The 16,112-nt window shown below is 65.1% G+C and carries 12 protein-coding genes and 2 tRNA genes; 7 read left to right on the top strand and 7 right to left on the bottom strand.

The genetic code is table 11. The features are described from left to right. Positions 1 to 136 precede the first annotated feature (136 nt). Complete coding sequence (locus HU772_RS06435) at positions 137 to 340, top strand: ParD-like family protein (protein ID WP_186655649.1); 204 nt, start codon at positions 137 to 139, stop codon at positions 338 to 340. Beyond that, positions 337 to 1,113 (top strand): type I methionyl aminopeptidase, encoded by a 777-nt coding sequence (map, locus tag HU772_RS06430; RefSeq protein WP_186655637.1) that lies wholly within the window; start codon positions 337 to 339, stop codon positions 1,111 to 1,113. The genes HU772_RS06435 and map overlap by 4 nt, the downstream gene beginning before the upstream one ends. Positions 1,114 to 1,297: 184 nt before the next feature. Here the strand turns inward: map and HU772_RS06425 are convergent. Beyond that, positions 1,298 to 1,374, bottom strand: a tRNA-Asp gene (locus HU772_RS06425). A 13-nt stretch (positions 1,375 to 1,387) separates the two neighbouring features. Beyond that, positions 1,388 to 1,463, bottom strand: a tRNA-Val gene (locus HU772_RS06420). A gap of 215 nt (positions 1,464 to 1,678) precedes the next feature. Between HU772_RS06420 and rdgC the strand changes: the two genes are divergently transcribed. The 3 genes from rdgC (at position 1,679) to sugE (ending at position 4,209) form a co-directional block, all read left to right on the top strand. Continuing rightward, complete coding sequence (gene rdgC, locus HU772_RS06415) at positions 1,679 to 2,599, top strand: recombination-associated protein RdgC (RefSeq protein WP_186655634.1); 921 nt, start codon at positions 1,679 to 1,681, stop codon at positions 2,597 to 2,599. A 155-nt stretch (positions 2,600 to 2,754) separates the two neighbouring features. Continuing rightward, the gene (locus HU772_RS06410) at positions 2,755 to 3,717 is read left to right on the top strand and encodes a bile acid:sodium symporter family protein (RefSeq protein ID WP_186655632.1); all 963 of its coding nucleotides are present in this window, start codon (positions 2,755 to 2,757) and stop codon (positions 3,715 to 3,717) included. A gap of 174 nt (positions 3,718 to 3,891) precedes the next feature. Beyond that, on the top strand, positions 3,892 to 4,209 hold the full coding sequence (gene sugE, locus HU772_RS06405) for a quaternary ammonium compound efflux SMR transporter SugE (protein WP_134691882.1): 318 nt from the start codon (positions 3,892 to 3,894) through the stop codon (positions 4,207 to 4,209). A gap of 16 nt (positions 4,210 to 4,225) precedes the next feature. Here the strand turns inward: sugE and HU772_RS06400 are convergent, their stop codons facing one another. The 4 genes from HU772_RS06400 to HU772_RS06385 form a co-directional block, all read right to left on the bottom strand. Then, the gene (locus HU772_RS06400; protein WP_186655629.1) at positions 4,226 to 6,100 is read right to left on the bottom strand and encodes an MFS transporter; all 1,875 of its coding nucleotides are present in this window, start codon (positions 6,098 to 6,100) and stop codon (positions 4,226 to 4,228) included. A 492-nt stretch (positions 6,101 to 6,592) separates the two neighbouring features. Continuing rightward, a complete protein-coding gene (locus HU772_RS06395; RefSeq protein WP_186655626.1) occupies positions 6,593 to 7,489 on the bottom strand; it encodes a DMT family transporter in 897 nt (298 codons plus the stop codon). Between the two features lie 123 nt (positions 7,490 to 7,612). Next, positions 7,613 to 8,362 carry an AraC family transcriptional regulator gene (locus tag HU772_RS06390; RefSeq protein ID WP_186655623.1) on the bottom strand — a complete coding sequence of 250 codons (750 nt, stop codon included), beginning with the start codon at positions 8,360 to 8,362 and terminating at the stop codon, positions 7,613 to 7,615. Positions 8,363 to 8,489: 127 nt separating this feature from the next. Continuing rightward, positions 8,490 to 9,629, bottom strand: a complete 1,140-nt coding sequence (locus HU772_RS06385) for a TDT family transporter (protein WP_186655621.1) — start codon at positions 9,627 to 9,629, stop codon at positions 8,490 to 8,492. A gap of 159 nt (positions 9,630 to 9,788) precedes the next feature. Between HU772_RS06385 and HU772_RS06380 the strand changes: the two genes are divergently transcribed. After that, positions 9,789 to 10,976: an MFS transporter gene (locus tag HU772_RS06380; RefSeq protein ID WP_186655618.1), complete on the top strand. Its 1,188-nt coding sequence runs from the start codon at positions 9,789 to 9,791 to the stop codon at positions 10,974 to 10,976. 113 nt (positions 10,977 to 11,089) lie between these two features. Further along, positions 11,090 to 14,566, top strand: a complete 3,477-nt coding sequence (locus HU772_RS06375) for a hybrid sensor histidine kinase/response regulator (protein ID WP_186655615.1) — start codon at positions 11,090 to 11,092, stop codon at positions 14,564 to 14,566. Here HU772_RS06375 and HU772_RS06370 read toward each other — a convergent pair. After that, positions 14,538 to 15,896: a DNA recombination protein RmuC gene (locus HU772_RS06370; protein WP_186656144.1), complete on the bottom strand. Its 1,359-nt coding sequence runs from the start codon at positions 15,894 to 15,896 to the stop codon at positions 14,538 to 14,540. The two genes, HU772_RS06375 and HU772_RS06370, sit on opposite strands and share 29 nt — an antisense overlap. Between the last annotated feature and the right edge of the window lie 216 nt (positions 15,897 to 16,112).

Raw genomic sequence — 16,112 nt, 5'->3', positions numbered from 1 at the left:
TCTCCGCATCCGCGGCAGCACGGGCTTACCGGGGGCTCGCCATGCACCACGGCAGGGAACAGCGCACCAGCGTGTGGCATGATCAGCGCCGCGGCTATATGATTCGCATACGTTTCATATAGAGGGTTAAAGCACCATGGGTATCGTCAAGATCGCCGACGACCTCCACGAAGACCTGCGCGTGGCCAGCGCCGCCTTGTCACGCTCGATCAACGCCCAGGCCGAACACTGGATCCGCCTCGGCATGCTCGCCGAGTTGCACCCCCAGGCCACCTACCAGGAACTGTTGCGCCAGCTATTGCGCCAGGAACAGGCCAACCTCAGGGAATTGCTGCAATGAGCCAGGCCATCCTCAAGGACGCCGCGCAACTGGCGCTGATGCGCCGCGCCGGCCAGTTGCTGGCGCAGGTGTTCGCCGACCTCGACGGTTTCATCCGCCCCGGCGTGACCACGATGCAGATCAACGACCGCGCCGAAGCCTTCATCGTCGAGACCCTCAAGGCGCGCCCGGCAAGCAAGGGCCAGTACGGGTTCCCCTATGCGCTGAACACTTCGGTGGACCATGTGGTCTGCCACGGCATGCCCAAGGCCGACGAAGTGCTGGGCGAAGGTTCCATCGTCAATGTCGACATCACCCTGGAACAGGGCGGCTATATCGCCGATTCGTCGAAGATGTACTGCATCGGCCAGGTCAGCGAAGAAGCCCGGCGGCTGGTCGACACCACCTACGCGGCATTATGGAAAGGCATCGAGCAGGTCCGCCCCGGCGCCACTCTCGGCGATATCGGCCACGCCATCCAGGCCCACGCCGAGGCGGCCGGCTACAGCGTGGTGCGCGAATATTGCGGCCACGGCATCGGCACGCAGATGCACGAAGCGCCGGAGGTGCTGCATTACGGGCAACGGGGCATGGGCCTGCCACTGCAAGCAGGCATGGTGTTCACCATCGAGCCGATGATCAACCAGGGCGGGCGCGGTACCCGTGGCCTGCGTGATGGCTGGACAGTGATCACCCGCGACCACAGCCTGTCGGCGCAATGGGAGCACACCGTGGCGGTGACCAAAACAGGCTATGAAGTGTTGACGTTGCGCGCGGAAGAACGCCCGGCCTGAACAACAGCCCGCGAAGCAGGCGCTGCGGTGCCTGACACCGGCCGTGCCGGTGTTCGCGGCGGTGCGCGTTCCGACAAGCCCGCTCCCACAGGATTGGGTTCTTTCGATGAGAAACAAAAAAAGCGACCCTAAGGTCGCTTTCTCTGTTGCTTCCGGGTGTTCAGTGGACCCTGGAAGCTAAATATGGCGCGGCGGACGGGACTCGAACCCGCGACCCCCGGCGTGACAGGCCGGTATTCTAACCGACTGAACTACCGCCGCGCTATACATCGAGTGGTGGGTGATGACGGGATCGAACCGCCGACCCTCTGCTTGTAAGGCAGATGCTCTCCCGGCTGAGCTAATCACCCTTCGTCTCGGTGTGGCGCGCATTCTACGGAGGGGCTGCCACCCTGGCAAGCACTTTTTTAAACTTTTTCAAAAAAAATTCTCAGGTCTTTCAAAGACCTAGCAATGCCGGGTGTTTCCCCCTCTCTATAAGCTGCTGGCCCTATGACAGGGTTGGCCTAGCACTGCCGCTCGGAGAATAATGCCCACCTTATGTATTAAGGAGAGATCCCCCCTCATGTGGTTCAAGAACCTGCTGTCCTATCGCCTGACCCAGGAAGTACCGTTCGAGGCGCAAGCGCTGGAAGCCGCCCTGGCCAGCAAGCCGGCCCGCCCCTGCGCCAGCCAGGAACTGACCACCTACGGGTTCGTCGCACCGTTCGGCAAGGGCGCCGACGCACCGCTGGTCCATGTCAGCGGTGAGTTCATGCTGATCGCCGCACGCAAGGAAGAACGCATCCTGCCCAGCAGCGTGGTCAATGATGCGGTCAAGGAGAAGGTCGAGGAAATCGAGACCGAGCAGATGCGCAAGGTCTACAAGAAAGAGCGCGACCAGATCAAGGACGAGATCATCCAGGCGTTCCTGCCGCGCGCCTTCATCCGCCGCTCGATGATCTTCGCCGCCATCGCCCCGCGCCTGGGCATGATCCTGGTCAACTCGGCCAGCGCCAAGCGCGCCGAGGACCTGCTGTCGACCCTGCGCGAAGTGATCGGCTCGCTGCCGGTGCGCCCGGCCACGGTGAAGATCGCGCCGAGCGCGACCATGACCGACTGGGTCAAGTCGCAACAGGCCGCCGAGGGCTTCTATGTCCTCGACGAATGTGAACTGCGCGACACCGGCGAAGACGGCGGCATCGTGCGTTGCAAGCGCCAGGACCTGACCAGCGAGGAAATCCAGCTGCACCTGAGCACCGGCAAGGTGGTCACCCAGCTGGCCCTGGCCTGGCAGGACAAGCTGTCGTTCGTGCTCGACGACAAAATGGTGATCAAGCGCCTGAAGTTCGAGGAGCTGCTGCAGGAGCAGGCCGAACAGGATGGCGGCGACGAGGCCCAGCAACAGTTCGACGCCAGCTTCACCCTGATGATGATGACCTTCACCGAGTTCCTGCCGGTGCTGTTCGAGGCGCTGGGTGGCGAGGAGATCCCGCAAGGGGTCTGAGTCGCTTGCCATACCGCTGCCGACGGCCGCACAGAGGCTGTCGGCACTGGCCCATTCGCGGGTGAACCCGCTCCCACAGGATTGGTGCGGTCCCTGTGGGAGCGGGTTCACCCGCGAATGGGCCCTGAAAGAATAATTAGAAAAGGACCTGCCCCATGCGTGCCCTCGCCGCCCTCAGCCGCTTCGTCGGCAACACCTTCGCCTGGTGGGTGCTGCTGTTCGCCTGCCTGGCCTTCCTCATGCCGCAATGGTTCATCGCCCTCAAGGTGGCCATCGTGCCCTTGCTGGGCCTGGTGATGTTCGGCATGGGCCTGACCCTCAAGCTCGACGACTTCGCCGCCCTCGCCCGCCAACCCTGGCGCGTGGCGCTGGGGGTGGTGGCGCACTTCGTGATCATGCCGGGCATGGCATGGCTGCTGTGCCAGCTGTTCCAGCTGCCGCCGGAGATCGCCGTCGGGGTGATCCTGGTCGGCTGCTGCCCAAGCGGCACGGCATCCAACGTGATGGTCTGGCTGTCCCGCGGCGACCTGGCGCTGGCAGTGGCGATCGCCGCGGTGACCACCCTGCTCGCGCCGCTGCTGACCCCGGCGCTGATCTGGTTCCTGGCCTCGGCCTGGCTGCCGGTCTCGTTCATGGACATGTTCTGGTCGATCCTGCAACTGGTGATGCTGCCGATCGTGCTCGGCGTGCTGGCCCAGCGCCTGCTCGGTGCCCGGGTGCAACTGGCGGTGCAGGTACTGCCGCTGGTGTCGGTGGTGAGCATCGTGATGATCGTCTGCGCCGTGGTCGCGGCCAGCCAGGCGAAGATCGCCGAGTCCGGGCTGTTGATCATGGCGGTGGTGATCCTGCACAACAGCTTCGGCTTCCTGCTGGGCTACCTCACCGGTAAGCTGTGCAAGCTGCCGCTGGCCCAGCGCAAGGCGCTGGCGCTGGAGGTGGGCATGCAGAACTCGGGACTGGGCGCGGCGCTGGCGGCGGCGCATTTTTCGCCATTGGCGGCGGTGCCCAGCGCGTTGTTCAGCGTGTGGCACAACATTTCCGGGGCCTTGCTGTCGACCTGGTTCCGGCGCATGGAAGAGCCGGAGGCAGAACGGCCGGCACTCTCGGTCAGGCATTGAGTAATTCTCTTCGCGGGTATACCCGCGAAGCGCTCGGCAGCACGCCCTTCATCCCCCAGGCTTGCCTCCCCTGCCACAAATGTGCAGTATAGTGCGCACTGTGAGGACGACCTCACGACGCTGTGCGTGACCACTCCGGGGACGGCCCCATCTTTGCAATGATGGAGACACACCATGTCCTGGATCATCCTGTTCTTCGCCGGCCTGTTCGAAGTCGGCTGGGCTGTCGGCCTCAAGTACACCGACGGCTTCACCCGTCCCCTGCCTACCGTGCTCACCGTTGGCGCCATGGTCATCAGCCTTGGCCTGCTGGGCCTGGCCATGAAAGAACTGCCACTGGGCACCGCCTACGCCATCTGGACCGGCGTCGGCGCGGTCGGCACCGTCATCGCCGGGATCATCCTGTTCGGCGAATCCATGGCCCTGGTGCGTCTGGTCAGCGTTGCACTGATCATCTGCGGCCTGGTCGGCCTGAAGGTCAGCGCCAGCTGACCTTCACCCCACTGCCTTAACGCATCGCGCCGCGCAGCAGGCTCACCTGTTCGCGCAGCGCTTCAGGCTGCGCCGCCTCCGCCGGGATGGCGGCGCCAGCGACAATGGTCACCCGCGACCACAGGCGCTTGAACAAGCCCTTGTTCGGGTCGCGACTGAAGAAACTCCCCCACAGCCCCTGCAACGCCAACGGAATCACCGGCACCGGCGTTTCCTCCAGGATACGGCTGACCCCACCCTTGAACACATCGATCTCACCATCCGAACTCAGCTTGCCTTCGGGGAAGATGCACACCAGCTCGCCGTCGGCCAGGTACTGGGCGATGCGGGCGAAGGCTCGTTCGTAGGTGGCCTCGTCCTCGCCGCGCCCGGCGATCGGAATGGCCCCGGCAGTGCGGAACACGAAGTTGAGTACCGGCAGGTTGTAGATCTTGTAGTACATCACGAAGCGGATCGGCCGGCGGATGGCGCCACCAAGCAATAGCGCATCGACGAACGAAACATGGTTGCACACAAGCAGTGCCGCGCCTTCGTCGGGAATACGCTGCAGATCACGGTGCGCGACCCGATACATCGAATGGCTGAGCAGCCAGATCAGGAAGCGCATGGTGAACTCCGGCACGATCCGGAAGATATAGGCATTGACCGCGATATTGAGCAGCGACACCACCAGGAACAGTTGCGGGATGCTCAACTTGGCCACGCTCAACAGCACGATGGTGATGAGCGCCGAAACCACCATGAACAGCGCGTTGAGAATGTTGTTGGCGGCAATCACCCGGGCCCGCTCGCCTTCGGCAGTGCGCGCCTGGATCAGCGCGTACAGCGGCACGATGTAGAAACCGCCGAATACCCCAAGGCCAACGATCGAAGCCATGATCCACCAGGCCTGGCTCATCCCCAGCAAGGCCAGCCAGTCATGCGCCGTCGCGCCGACCGGCACATCCCCCGAATGCCACCACCAGAGCAGGCCGAACAAGGTCAGGCCGAACGAGCCGAACGGCACCAGGCCGATTTCCACCTTGCGCCCGCTCAGGCGCTCGCACAGCAGCGAACCGACGGCGATACCCACCGAGAACAGGGTCAGCACCAGGGTCACCACGGTCTCGTCGCCGTGCAGCCAGTCCTTGGCATAGGCCGGGATCTGCGTCAGGTAGATGGCGCCGACGAACCAGAACCAGGAGTTACCGACAATCGAGCGCGACACCGCCGGGGTCTGCCCCAGACCCAGGCGCAGGGTGGCCCAGGACTGCTTGAAGATGTTCCAGTCCAGCTTCATCTCCGGCGCGGCGGCGGCGGCACGGGGGATCCAGCGGCTGGCCAGGTAGCCGAGCACGGCGGTGCCCACCACGCCCGCCGCGGCCAGCGCGGCATAGCTGGACGACGACATCAGCACCCCGGCGCCGATGGTTCCGGCCAGGATCGCCAGGAAGGTGCCCATCTCCACCAGGCCGTTACCCCCCACCAACTCCTCCTCACGCAGGGCCTGGGGCAGGATCGAGTACTTCACCGGGCCGAACAGCGCCGAGTGAGTACCCATGGCAAACAGCGCCAGCAGCATCAATTCCAGATGATGGGTGACAAAGCCGGTCGCGCCGATGGCCATGATGGCGATCTCGGCCAGCTTGATCACGCGGATCAGCCGGTCCTTGGCGAACTTCTCGCCAAACTGCCCGGCCAAGGCCGAGAACAGGAAAAACGGCAGGATGAACAGCAAGGCGCACAGGTTGACCCAGATCGAGCGGTCGCCTTCCAGGCTCAGCTTGTAGAGGATCGCCAGGATCAGCGACTGCTTGAACAGGTTGTCGTTGAAGGCGCCCAGCGACTGGGTAATGAAGAACGGCAGAAAGCGCCGCTTGCCGAGCAGGGTGAATTGCGAGGGGTGACTCATCGTCCGTGTACCTGATTGGGCTTTGTCATTGGAGGCGCGCACAGCGCGCCAAGCCACAAATCTGCACGGGAACAGGCCAGGAAGGCAACCCAGCGAGCAGGCTGCGCGCGCAACCCGTCATCCGCCGCCTTGCTCGCACAGCGCGATTTCAAGCTCAGGCATCACGAAGGCCTGGCCGATCTCGGCATGCCGGACCGCTTTCACGCTCATGCCGAAGCGCGCAAACAGCGCACTCAACCAGCCGGGATGGTAGGCATAGGTATGCAGCCCCTAGGCGCTGCTCCAATTGCTGCGCCCCCATGCACCGATGCCCTCGCGGGCCTCATGGGCACAGCCCCTGATCGCATTGTGCGGACTGAAAGGCGTGCTGCTGTTCAGGTGTTGTTCGTGGCCTGCAGGACGAAACTGCCAGTGGGGAGCACTGACCGCCAGCACTCTGAGCATAGAGATATCCTTATCGAGAGTATTACGGCCGAACACCCTGTTCAGCCGTCAGCGAGCGCCGAAGGTCGCCACCAGGGTGCCCGCGACGATCAACCCGGCCGCGGCCATCAGCCGCAGATCGAGGATCAGCACGCCTGCCAGCACCAGGAGCACGGTCGAGATCAACGGGGCCAGGTAGGAAACCGCCCCCAGGAACTCGGCATTGCCGCTTTTGGTGGCGTAGTCCCAGGCGAAGAACGCCAGCCCGACCGGGCCGAGCCCCAGCAGCACAATCGCCAGGCAGCCTCGGGCATCAGGGATCACCGTGTCTTCCAGCAGCAGGTGACAAATGAACCCGGCCAGGGCGACCAACCCGCAGATCCCGCCAATAACGCCGACCGGCGCGCCTTCATGGCGCTTGTTGAACACCGAATAGCTCGACCACACCAACGCGCAACACAACGCGGCGGCATAGCCGAGCAAGATGCGCGTGGTGAGCACACTGCTCTGCGGTTGCAAGATCAAGGCTGTGCCGGCCAGACCCAGGCAGGCGCCCAGCAGGCACAGGCGGTTGAGGCGCCCCCCACCCTGCAGGGCACTGAACAGCACGATCAACAGCGGCCACAGGTAGGCAATCATGCTGGCCTGCGCCGGCGGCGCGGCCTTGAGGGCAAAAAAGTAGAAGGCGTGATACAGGAAGATCGCGGCGAATCCGGAACACCAGACCCCCACCGGCTGTCGCCAAGCCCGGAAGCCACCCCGCCAGCCACCCAGCGCGGCCAGGCAGGCAAGGCCGAAAGGAATGCAAAATGACAGAAACAGCAACTGGAAAGGCGGGATGCCCTGGGTCTGGGTGGTCAACAGCGCCAGCGCCGCCCACATCATGATCGCCAGCAAGCCGCAGGCGTTGGCGGACTTCTTCAGGCTAGCGGGTGCGAGGGAGTTACTGTGCAACGCTTCGGACATGGGACGCTCGTAACCCGTCGAGGTGGTGAGCGAAACGTACGCCAGCCGTCATGGGCGCGGCTTGCAGGATCCGGCAATTTTTTTGTTGCCGCCTGCAAGGCCAGCCAGGTTGCGCCAGGGCGATCAGGCGCTGGCGCGCCGCAACCTGGCCGGGGTGATATCGCGGGCGCGCTTCAGCGCATGGGTCAACGCGCTCTGATCGGAAAAGCCGCTGGCCCGCGCAATGTCACTGATGGGCAGCCGGCTGCCGGAGAGCAGGCCAATCGCCCGTTCGATGCGCAGCTCCAGCAAGTAGGCATGGGGCGTCATCCGCAATGACTGATTGAACAGGTAGTTGAGCTTGCGCTCGCTGACACCGGCAGCAACAGCCACGTGCTTGCAGGTGATCGGCTGGTCGAGATTGGCCCGCATGAACGTCGTGGCCTTGGTCAGCGGCGTGTACTTCGCGTCCGTGGCCAACGCAGCCTGCCCGGAGATAGCGCTCAAGGCCAACCTGAGCCAGGCGCCGGTGTCGACGGCGCGCTGCTCCTGAACTGCCCCTCTGAGAAAGGCGATCAGGTGGCAGAACGACAAGGGCACGTTGAAGAAACGTTGGTCGAGCAGGTGCAGCGCCCCTACCGGGCGGCCATCGGCCAGGCGGAAGTCGATGGGGATGTCGGCAACCACATACTGGCTACCCGAGGAGGCATTGAAACGGTGATGGCTGGCGGCGGGGATCAGTATGCCCCTGGCATTGGTCAGATGCCCTTGCGTGCCATCGACTTCTATTTCCATGGTGCCGTGGGTAGGGATGACCAACTGGTGGAAGTCGTGCACATGAAGGCTGACGCCTTTGGCATAGGACTTGAGCGAAACGATCGAATTCGGCTCCATTCAGGCGCTCCTTGCCCGCTTGTTCTTGTTGTCTGCGCCCTGCCCCTCCAGACACAGATAACCGCCTCCATGCGTCTTCGCCAAGCGAGCAAGCCCGACAGTACTGCCGGGCCCTCGTGCTGTCCAGCTACGCCTGCGCAATACACGGCGACACGAACAGCTCCCCTCGCCACGCCCCACGCAGGGTGCGGCTGGCCACCACCGCCCAGAGCAGGGCCAACGCCACCACCAGCACCAGGCCGAACACGCTGAAGAAACCGAGCGACAACCAGGCCGCCAGCTTCAGCGTGGCCAGGCAGTATACCCCCAGCGGGAAGGTGAACCCCCACCAGCCCAGGTTGAACGGCATGCCCTGGCGCATGTAGCGCAGGGTGATCAGCACGGCGGTCAGCAACCACCACAGCCCCGCGCCCCAGAGCACGACCCCGGCCACCAGGCCCAGCCCGCGCGCCACCTCGCCCAACCCACCCAGGCCATTGGCGGCGAACACCGCCGGCGCATCGCCGCCGAGCACCAGCATGCCCAGCGCGCCGGTACCGATCGGGCCCAGGGCCAACCAGCTGGAGGCGGCCATGTTGGCCGGCGGCAACTTGTGCAGGGCCATGCGCAGCATGAGGATGGTCAGGATGCTGAACGCCACCGGCAGCGACACTGCCCACATCACGTAGCTGGTGATCAGCACCAGGAACTGCTGGTGGGCATCGGCCAGGTGCGGGGCCAGCAGCCCACCGCTGGCTGCGGCAACTTCCGCCGCCACCACTGGCAGCAGCCAGACCGCGGTCATCTGGTCGATGCTGTGCTCCTGGCGGGTGAACATCAGGTAGGGAATAGCCACGCCGCACAGCAACGCCAGGCCCACATCCAGCCACCAAAGAGCCTCCACCCAAGGCACCACGGCCTCCCCCCAGCGCGCCATGCCGAACACCAGGGCACCGTTGAGGATGGTGGCCAGGCCCATGGGGATGGTGCCGAAGAACATCGACACGGTGGAGTGGGCGAAGATGCGCCGGGCCTCGTCGAAGAACATCAACCAGCGGGCGCCATACAAGACACAGAACAAGACGAACAGGCCAATGGCCAGCCACCACAGGCCTTCGGCCACGATGTCCAGCCCTGGCAACTGGACCTGATGCAGGGCCAGCGCCAACACCCCGGTGCCCATGGTCGCGGCGAACCAGTTGGGGGTGAACTGGCGAATCACCTCGCGGGGATGGGCCAATTGGCTGAACGGGCGCCAGGATGGCGCGCGGGTCTGGGTGCAGGGCATGGGGTCTCTCCTGGCCTTGTGTAAGGTGAACCCATCTTATGCCCGAAAAGAATATCTATATAACGGGTAATTTCTCTATCTGTTATCTATTTTAAAGATATAGCGTCTGGGCCGGCGCCTGGCATATGCTTGGCCGCTAACAATGACAAGGATCCGTCGATGCTCCGTGCCCTGAAAAGCTACCCTGCCGCCGTCCGCCTGCTGCTGTTCACCACCTTCACCTTGACCATGGCGCGGGCGATCACCCTGCCCTACCTGGTGGTGTACCTCTCCACCCACCTAGCCTTGTCGATCGGCCAGACCGGCCTGCTGGTCGGTGGCGCGATGTTCCTGGCGTCGCTGCTGGGCCCCTACGGCGGGCACCTGGTCGACACGTTGCGCAGCCACACGCTGATCGTCGCCAGTACCCTGGTGTTCGCCCTCGCCTTCATCGCCATCGTCGCCAGCCCATCGGCCGTGCCGTTCTTCTGCTTCCTGGTCGTCGCCTACCTGGCCCAGACGGTCGTGGACATCGCCGCCAAGGCCGGGTTCTGCGCCCTGCTGCCCGAGGCGCAACGCGGCGAAGTGTTCGCCATCAAGTACACCTTCAACAACATCGCCTGGGCTGCCGGGCCGATGCTGGGGGTGTTGCTGATCGAGGCCAACGACCATCTGCCTTTCCTGGTCTCGGCCGCGATCGGCCTGGCCCTGAGCCTGACCTACTACCGCCTGGGCCAACGCGACCTGCGCAGCCACAACGAAAAACCACCGGCCGCGGGTTTCGCCCAGGTCGCCCTGGGCATGCTGCGTGACCGCCGGTTGGTCTGCTTTACCCTGGGTGGCGTGCTCAGCGCCGTGGTGTTCGGCCAATTCACCGCCTACCTGTCACAATACCTGGTGGTTACCCTGCAGGACCCTGCGCAGGTCGCGCGGCTGGCGGGCTACCTGGTGACCACCAACGCCGTCACGGTGATTGCCCTGCAGTACCTGATCGGCCGGCGCATCGCGCGCCAGCAGTTGATGCCCTGGCTGATGACCGGCATGGCCATGTTCATCGCCGGGTTGCTGGGGTTTTCCGTGGCGGCTTCGGCGCCGGCGTGGTGCCTGGCGATGCTGGTGTTCACCTTGGGTGAGATCATCGTGATCCCGGCCGAATTCATGTTCATCGACCTGATCGCGCCGGAACACCTGCGCGGGGTTTATTATGGCGCGCAGAACCTGTCCAACCTGGGCGGTGGACTGGGGCCGATCCTGGTGGGCCTGGCGCTGGGGCACCTGCTGCCGGCGGCGGTTTTCTACCTGCTCATCGGGTCGGTCATATTGGCAGCGCTGTTCTATTGGCTGGGCACGCGTCGGCAGGTCGATTAGGCGCCGGCCCTGCGACGTCCTGCCACTGCGACCATCGTCTGCGCTGACGCAACGCCGGCTGCGTGCCAGACTGATTGATCGGGACCGCGTTTCTTTTCTGCTTCGGAGTTTGCATGTCGTTGTCCAGCGGGCTGATCGCCGTGGTCGCCCTGGCCTATATGGCCATCATGTTCGCCATCGCCTTCTATGGCGACCGCCGCAGCACCCCGCTGCCGCCGCGCCTGCGCGCCTGGGTGTACAGCCTGTCGCTGGCGGTGTACTGCACCAGCTGGACCTTCTTCGGCGCCGTCGGCCAGGCCGCCGAGCAACTCTGGGCGTTCCTGCCCATCTACCTGGGCCCGGTGCTGCTGCTGATCTTCGCGCCCTGGGTGCTGCAGAAGATGGTGCTGATCAGCAAGCAGCAGAACATCACCTCGATCGCCGACTTCATCGCCGCCCGCTACGGCAAGTCGCAGAGCCTCGCCGTGGTGGTGGCGCTGATCTGCCTGGTCGGCGTGCTGCCGTATATCGCCCTGCAGCTCAAGGGCATCGTGCTGGGCGTCAACCTGCTGATTGGCGCCAGCGCCGATGCCACCGGCAGCCGTGTGCAGGACACCGCCCTGGTGGTGTCGCTGGTGCTGGCGCTATTCGCCATCGTCTTTGGTACCCGCAGCCTGGACGTCACCGAACACCACCGCGGCATGGTCCTGGCCATCGCCTTCGAATCGCTGGTCAAGCTGCTGGCCTTCCTTGCCGTCGGCGTGTTCGTGGTGTTCAACCTGTACGACGGCTTCGACGACCTGTTCACCCAGGCACGGCAGTCGGTGCACCTGGACAGCTACTGGCAGGAGACCATCAACTGGCCGTCGATGGTGGTGCAGACCGCCGTGGCGATGATGGCGATCATCTGCCTGCCGCGACAGTTCCACGTCACCGTGGTGGAGAACATCGAGCCCCAGGACATGCGCCTGGCACGCTGGGTGTTCCCACTGTACCTGGCCCTGGCCGCGCTGTTCGTGGTGCCGATTGCCCTGGCCGGGCAGATGCTCCTGCCGGGCACGGTGATCTCCGACTCCTTCGTCATCAGCCTGCCACTGGCCGAGGCACACCCGAGCCTGGCCTTGCTGGCGTTCATCGGCGGCGCCTCGGCGGCCACCGGCATGGTCATCGTCGAGGCCGTGGCGCTGTCGACCATGGTCTCCAACGACATGCTGCTGCCCTGGCTACTGCGACGCAACAACGCCGAGCGGCCATTCGAGGTGTTCCGCCACTGGATGCTCTCGGTACGCCGGGTGACCATCGTGGTGATCCTGCTGCTGGCCTACGTCAGCTACCGCCTGCTCGGCTCCACCGCGAGCCTGGCCACCATCGGCCAGATCGCCTTCGCCGCGGTCACCCAGCTGACCCCGGCGATGCTCGGCGCGCTGTACTGGAAGCAGGCCAACCGGCGCGGCGTGTTCGCCGGCCTCGCCGCCGGCATCTTCCTGTGGTTCTACACCCTGGTGCTGCCGATCACCGCCCACAGCCTGGGCTGGTCGCTACAACTGTTCCCGGGCCTGGCGTGGCTGCATGGCAACCCACTGGACCTGCCGATCACCCCGCTGACCCAAGGCGTGGTGCTGTCGCTGGCGGGTAACTTCACCCTCTTCGCCTGGGTCTCGATCCTGTCGCGTACCCGTGTGTCCGAGCACTGGCAGGCCGGGCGCTTCATCGGCCAGCAGACCAGCGCCCGCCCCAGCAGCAAGCCGCTGCTGGCGGTGCAGATCGACGACTTGCTCAAGTTGGCCGCGCGCTTCGTCGGCGAAGAGCGCGCCCGGCAAAGCTTCATCCGCTTCGCCTATCGCCAGGGCAAGGGTTTCAACCCCAACCAGAACGCCGATGGCGACTGGATCGAGCACACCGAGCGCCTGCTGGCCGGCGTGCTCGGCACCTCCTCGACCCGCGCCGTGGTCAAGGCGGCCATCGAAGGCCGCGACATGCAGCTCGAGGACGTGGTGCGCATCGCCGACGAAGCCAGCGAGGTGCTGCAGTTCAACCGCGCGCTGCTGCAAGGCGCTATCGAGAACATCAACCAGGGCATCAGCGTGGTCGACCAGAACCTGCACCTGGTGGCCTGGAACCGCCGCTACCTGGAGCTGTTCAACTACCCCGACGGGCTGATCAGCGTTGGCCGGCCGATCGCCGACATCATCCGCTACAACGCCGAACGCGGCCTGTGCGGCCCGGGCGAGGCCCAGGTCCACGTGGCGCGGCGCCTGCACTGGATGCGCCAGGGCCGCGCCCACTCCTCCGAACGGCTGTTCCCCAACGGCCGGGTGATCGAACTGATCGGCAACCCGATGCCAGGCGGCGGCTTCGTCATGAGCTTCACCGACATCACCCCGTTCCGCGAAGCCGAGCAGGCCCTGCGCGATGCCAACGAAGGCCTCGAGCAGCGGGTCGCCGAACGCACCCGCGAACTGTCGCAGCTCAACCAGGCGTTGATCGAGGCCAAGAGCCGCGCCGAAGCCGTCAGCCAATCCAAGACGCGCTTCCTCGCCGCCGTCAGCCACGACCTGATGCAGCCGCTGAATGCCGCGCGGCTGTTCTCCGCGGCCCTGTCGCAACAAGCCGAAGGCATGAACGACGAAGCCCGCCAGCTAGTCGGACACATGGACAGCTCGCTGCGCTCGGCCGAAGAACTGATCAGCGACCTGCTGGATATCTCGCGCCTGGAAAACGGCAGGGTCACCCCAGACGTCAAGCCCTTCGCCCTCAACCAGTTGTTCGACACCCTGGGCGCCGAGTTCAAGCTGCTGGCTGCCGAAAAAGGCCTGGAATTCCGCTTGCGCGGCAGCCGCCTGCGGGTCGACAGCGACATGAAACTGCTGCGCCGGGTCCTGCAGAACTTCCTCACCAATGCCCTGCGCTATGGCAAGGGGCCGATCCTGCTCGGCGTGCGCCGCCAGGGCGAACGCCTGTGGCTTGAGGTATGGGACCGCGGCCCAGGCATCGCCGATGACAAGCTGGCGGTGATCTTCCAGGAGTTCAAACGCCTCGACAGCCACCAGACCCGTGCCGAGAAAGGCCTCGGCCTGGGCCTGGCGATTGCCGACGGCCTGTGCCGGGTGCTCGGCCACCAACTGGAAGTCCGCTCCTGGCCGGGCAAGGGCAGCGTGTTCCGGGTGGGCGTGCCCGTCGCTCACAGCGCCGCCCCCGCCGCGCCAGCGCCCGTGGAGCAGGCTGGCCAGCCGCTGGCCGGGCTGCAGGTGCTGTGCGTGGACAACGAAGACAGCATTCTGATCGGCATGAACAGCCTGCTCAGCCGCTGGGGCTGCCAGGTATCCACAGCGCGCAACCAGGCCGAATGCGAGGCGCTACTGGCCAAGGGCTTGCGCCCGCACCTGGCGCTGGTGGACTTCCACCTCGACGACGGCGAGACCGGCACCGGGCTGATGGGCTGGCTACGCGCGCGCCTGGGCGAGCCGGTACCCGGGGTGGTGATCAGCGCCGATGGTCGCAACGAGACCATCGCCATGGTCCACGCCGCCGGCCTCGATTACCTGGCCAAGCCGGTCAAGCCGGCAGCCCTGCGCGCCCTGCTCAACCGCCATCTGAGCCTGGTTCAGTAAGCGCTTCGTCGCTCAGCGCGCGTTCGATCAGTTCGGCCGGCAGGCTCTTGCTGGCCCGGGCGCCGAGCAGCTTGAGCTGCTCGCTGCGGCTGACCAGGTTGCCACGCCCTTCGCACAGCTTGTTGCGCGCCGCGGCATAGGCCTTGTCGACCTGGGCCAGGCGCGCGCCGAGTTCGTCCAGGTCCTGGATGAACAGCACGAACTTGTCGTACAGCCAACCGGCCCGCTCGGCAATCTCGCGGGCGTTCTGACCTTGGCGCTCCTGCTTCCACAAGCTGTCGATCACCCGCAGGGTGGCCAGCAGGGTGGTCGGGCTGACGATCACGATCTGCCGGTCGAAAGCCTCCTGGAACAGGTTCGGCTCAGCCTGCAACGCCGCCGAGAACGCCGCCTCGATGGGCACGAACAGCAACACGAAATCCAGGCTGTGCAACCCTTCGAGGCGGTTGTAGTCCTTGCTCGACAAGCCTTTGACATGGTTGCGCAACGACTGCACATGCTGCTTGAGCGCCGCCTCGTCGTTATTACCAACGAACTGCTGGTAGGCGGTGAGGCTGACCTTGGCATCGACCACCACCTGCTTGTCGCCCGGCAGCATGATCAGCACATCCGGCTGGAAGCGCTCGCCATCGGCGCTCTTGAGGCTGACCTGGGTCTGGTACTCGCGGCCCTTCTCCAGGCCGGCGTGCTCCAGCACCCGCTCGAGGATCAGCTCGCCCCAGTTGCCTTGAGTCTTCTGGCCCTTGAGGGCCTGGGTGAGGTTGGTGGCTTCGTCGGACAGGCGCAGGTTGAGTTGTTGCAGGCGCTCGAGCTCCTTGCCCAGGGAGAAGCGCTCGCGGGCCTCCTGCTGGTAGCTTTCCTCGACACGCTTTTCAAAGGCCTGGATACGTTCCTTGAGCGGGTCGAGCAACTGCCCGAGGTGTTGCTGACTGGTCTGGGCGAAGCGCTGTTCGCGCTCATCGAAGATTTTCGTGGCCATGTCGGCGAACTGCGCGCGCAGGGTGTCGCGGGCTTCCTGCAAGTCTTCCAGACGTTGCTGGTGACTTTCTTGCTGCTCACGCAACTCAGCCTCCAGCCGCGCGGCCTGGGCTTCCAGGCGACGCTGCTCGGCTTCGCGGTTGGCACGCTCCAGGCTCCAGGCGTGGGCCGCGTCGCGGGCATTGTCGCGATCGATCTGCAACAGCTCAAGCTCGCGGCCCTGGGCGGCCAGCTGGGTCTGCTTGACGGTGTTGGCCTCGCTGAGGTCGCTGATCTCGTCGCGGCTGGCCTCCAGTTGCGCCTGCAAGCCAGCCTGGGCCAACTGCGCGGCATTCAGCCGCTCTTGCAGCAAGGCCTGCTCGGCCTTGCGCGCGCCCTGGCCGCGCTGCACCTGCATGACCCAGCCCAGGCAAGGCACCGCACCTGCCACCAAGCCCAGCAGGATGCTGGTCAGATCCACTGTCATGCTAACCCCGAACGAACATTGACGATTGCCGTGCAGCTTATCAGCTCGGCGTTGTCCCAGGCTGCCCACCACCGCGCGTCGTGACTGGCGAACGCCCGGCCC

It is taken from the genome of Pseudomonas xantholysinigenes (genome assembly GCF_014268885.2).
Lineage (GTDB): Bacteria > Pseudomonadota > Gammaproteobacteria > Pseudomonadales > Pseudomonadaceae > Aquipseudomonas > Aquipseudomonas xantholysinigenes.
The sequence above is the reverse complement of the archived record's forward strand: the minus strand, read 5'-3'. Positions and strand labels throughout refer to the sequence as shown.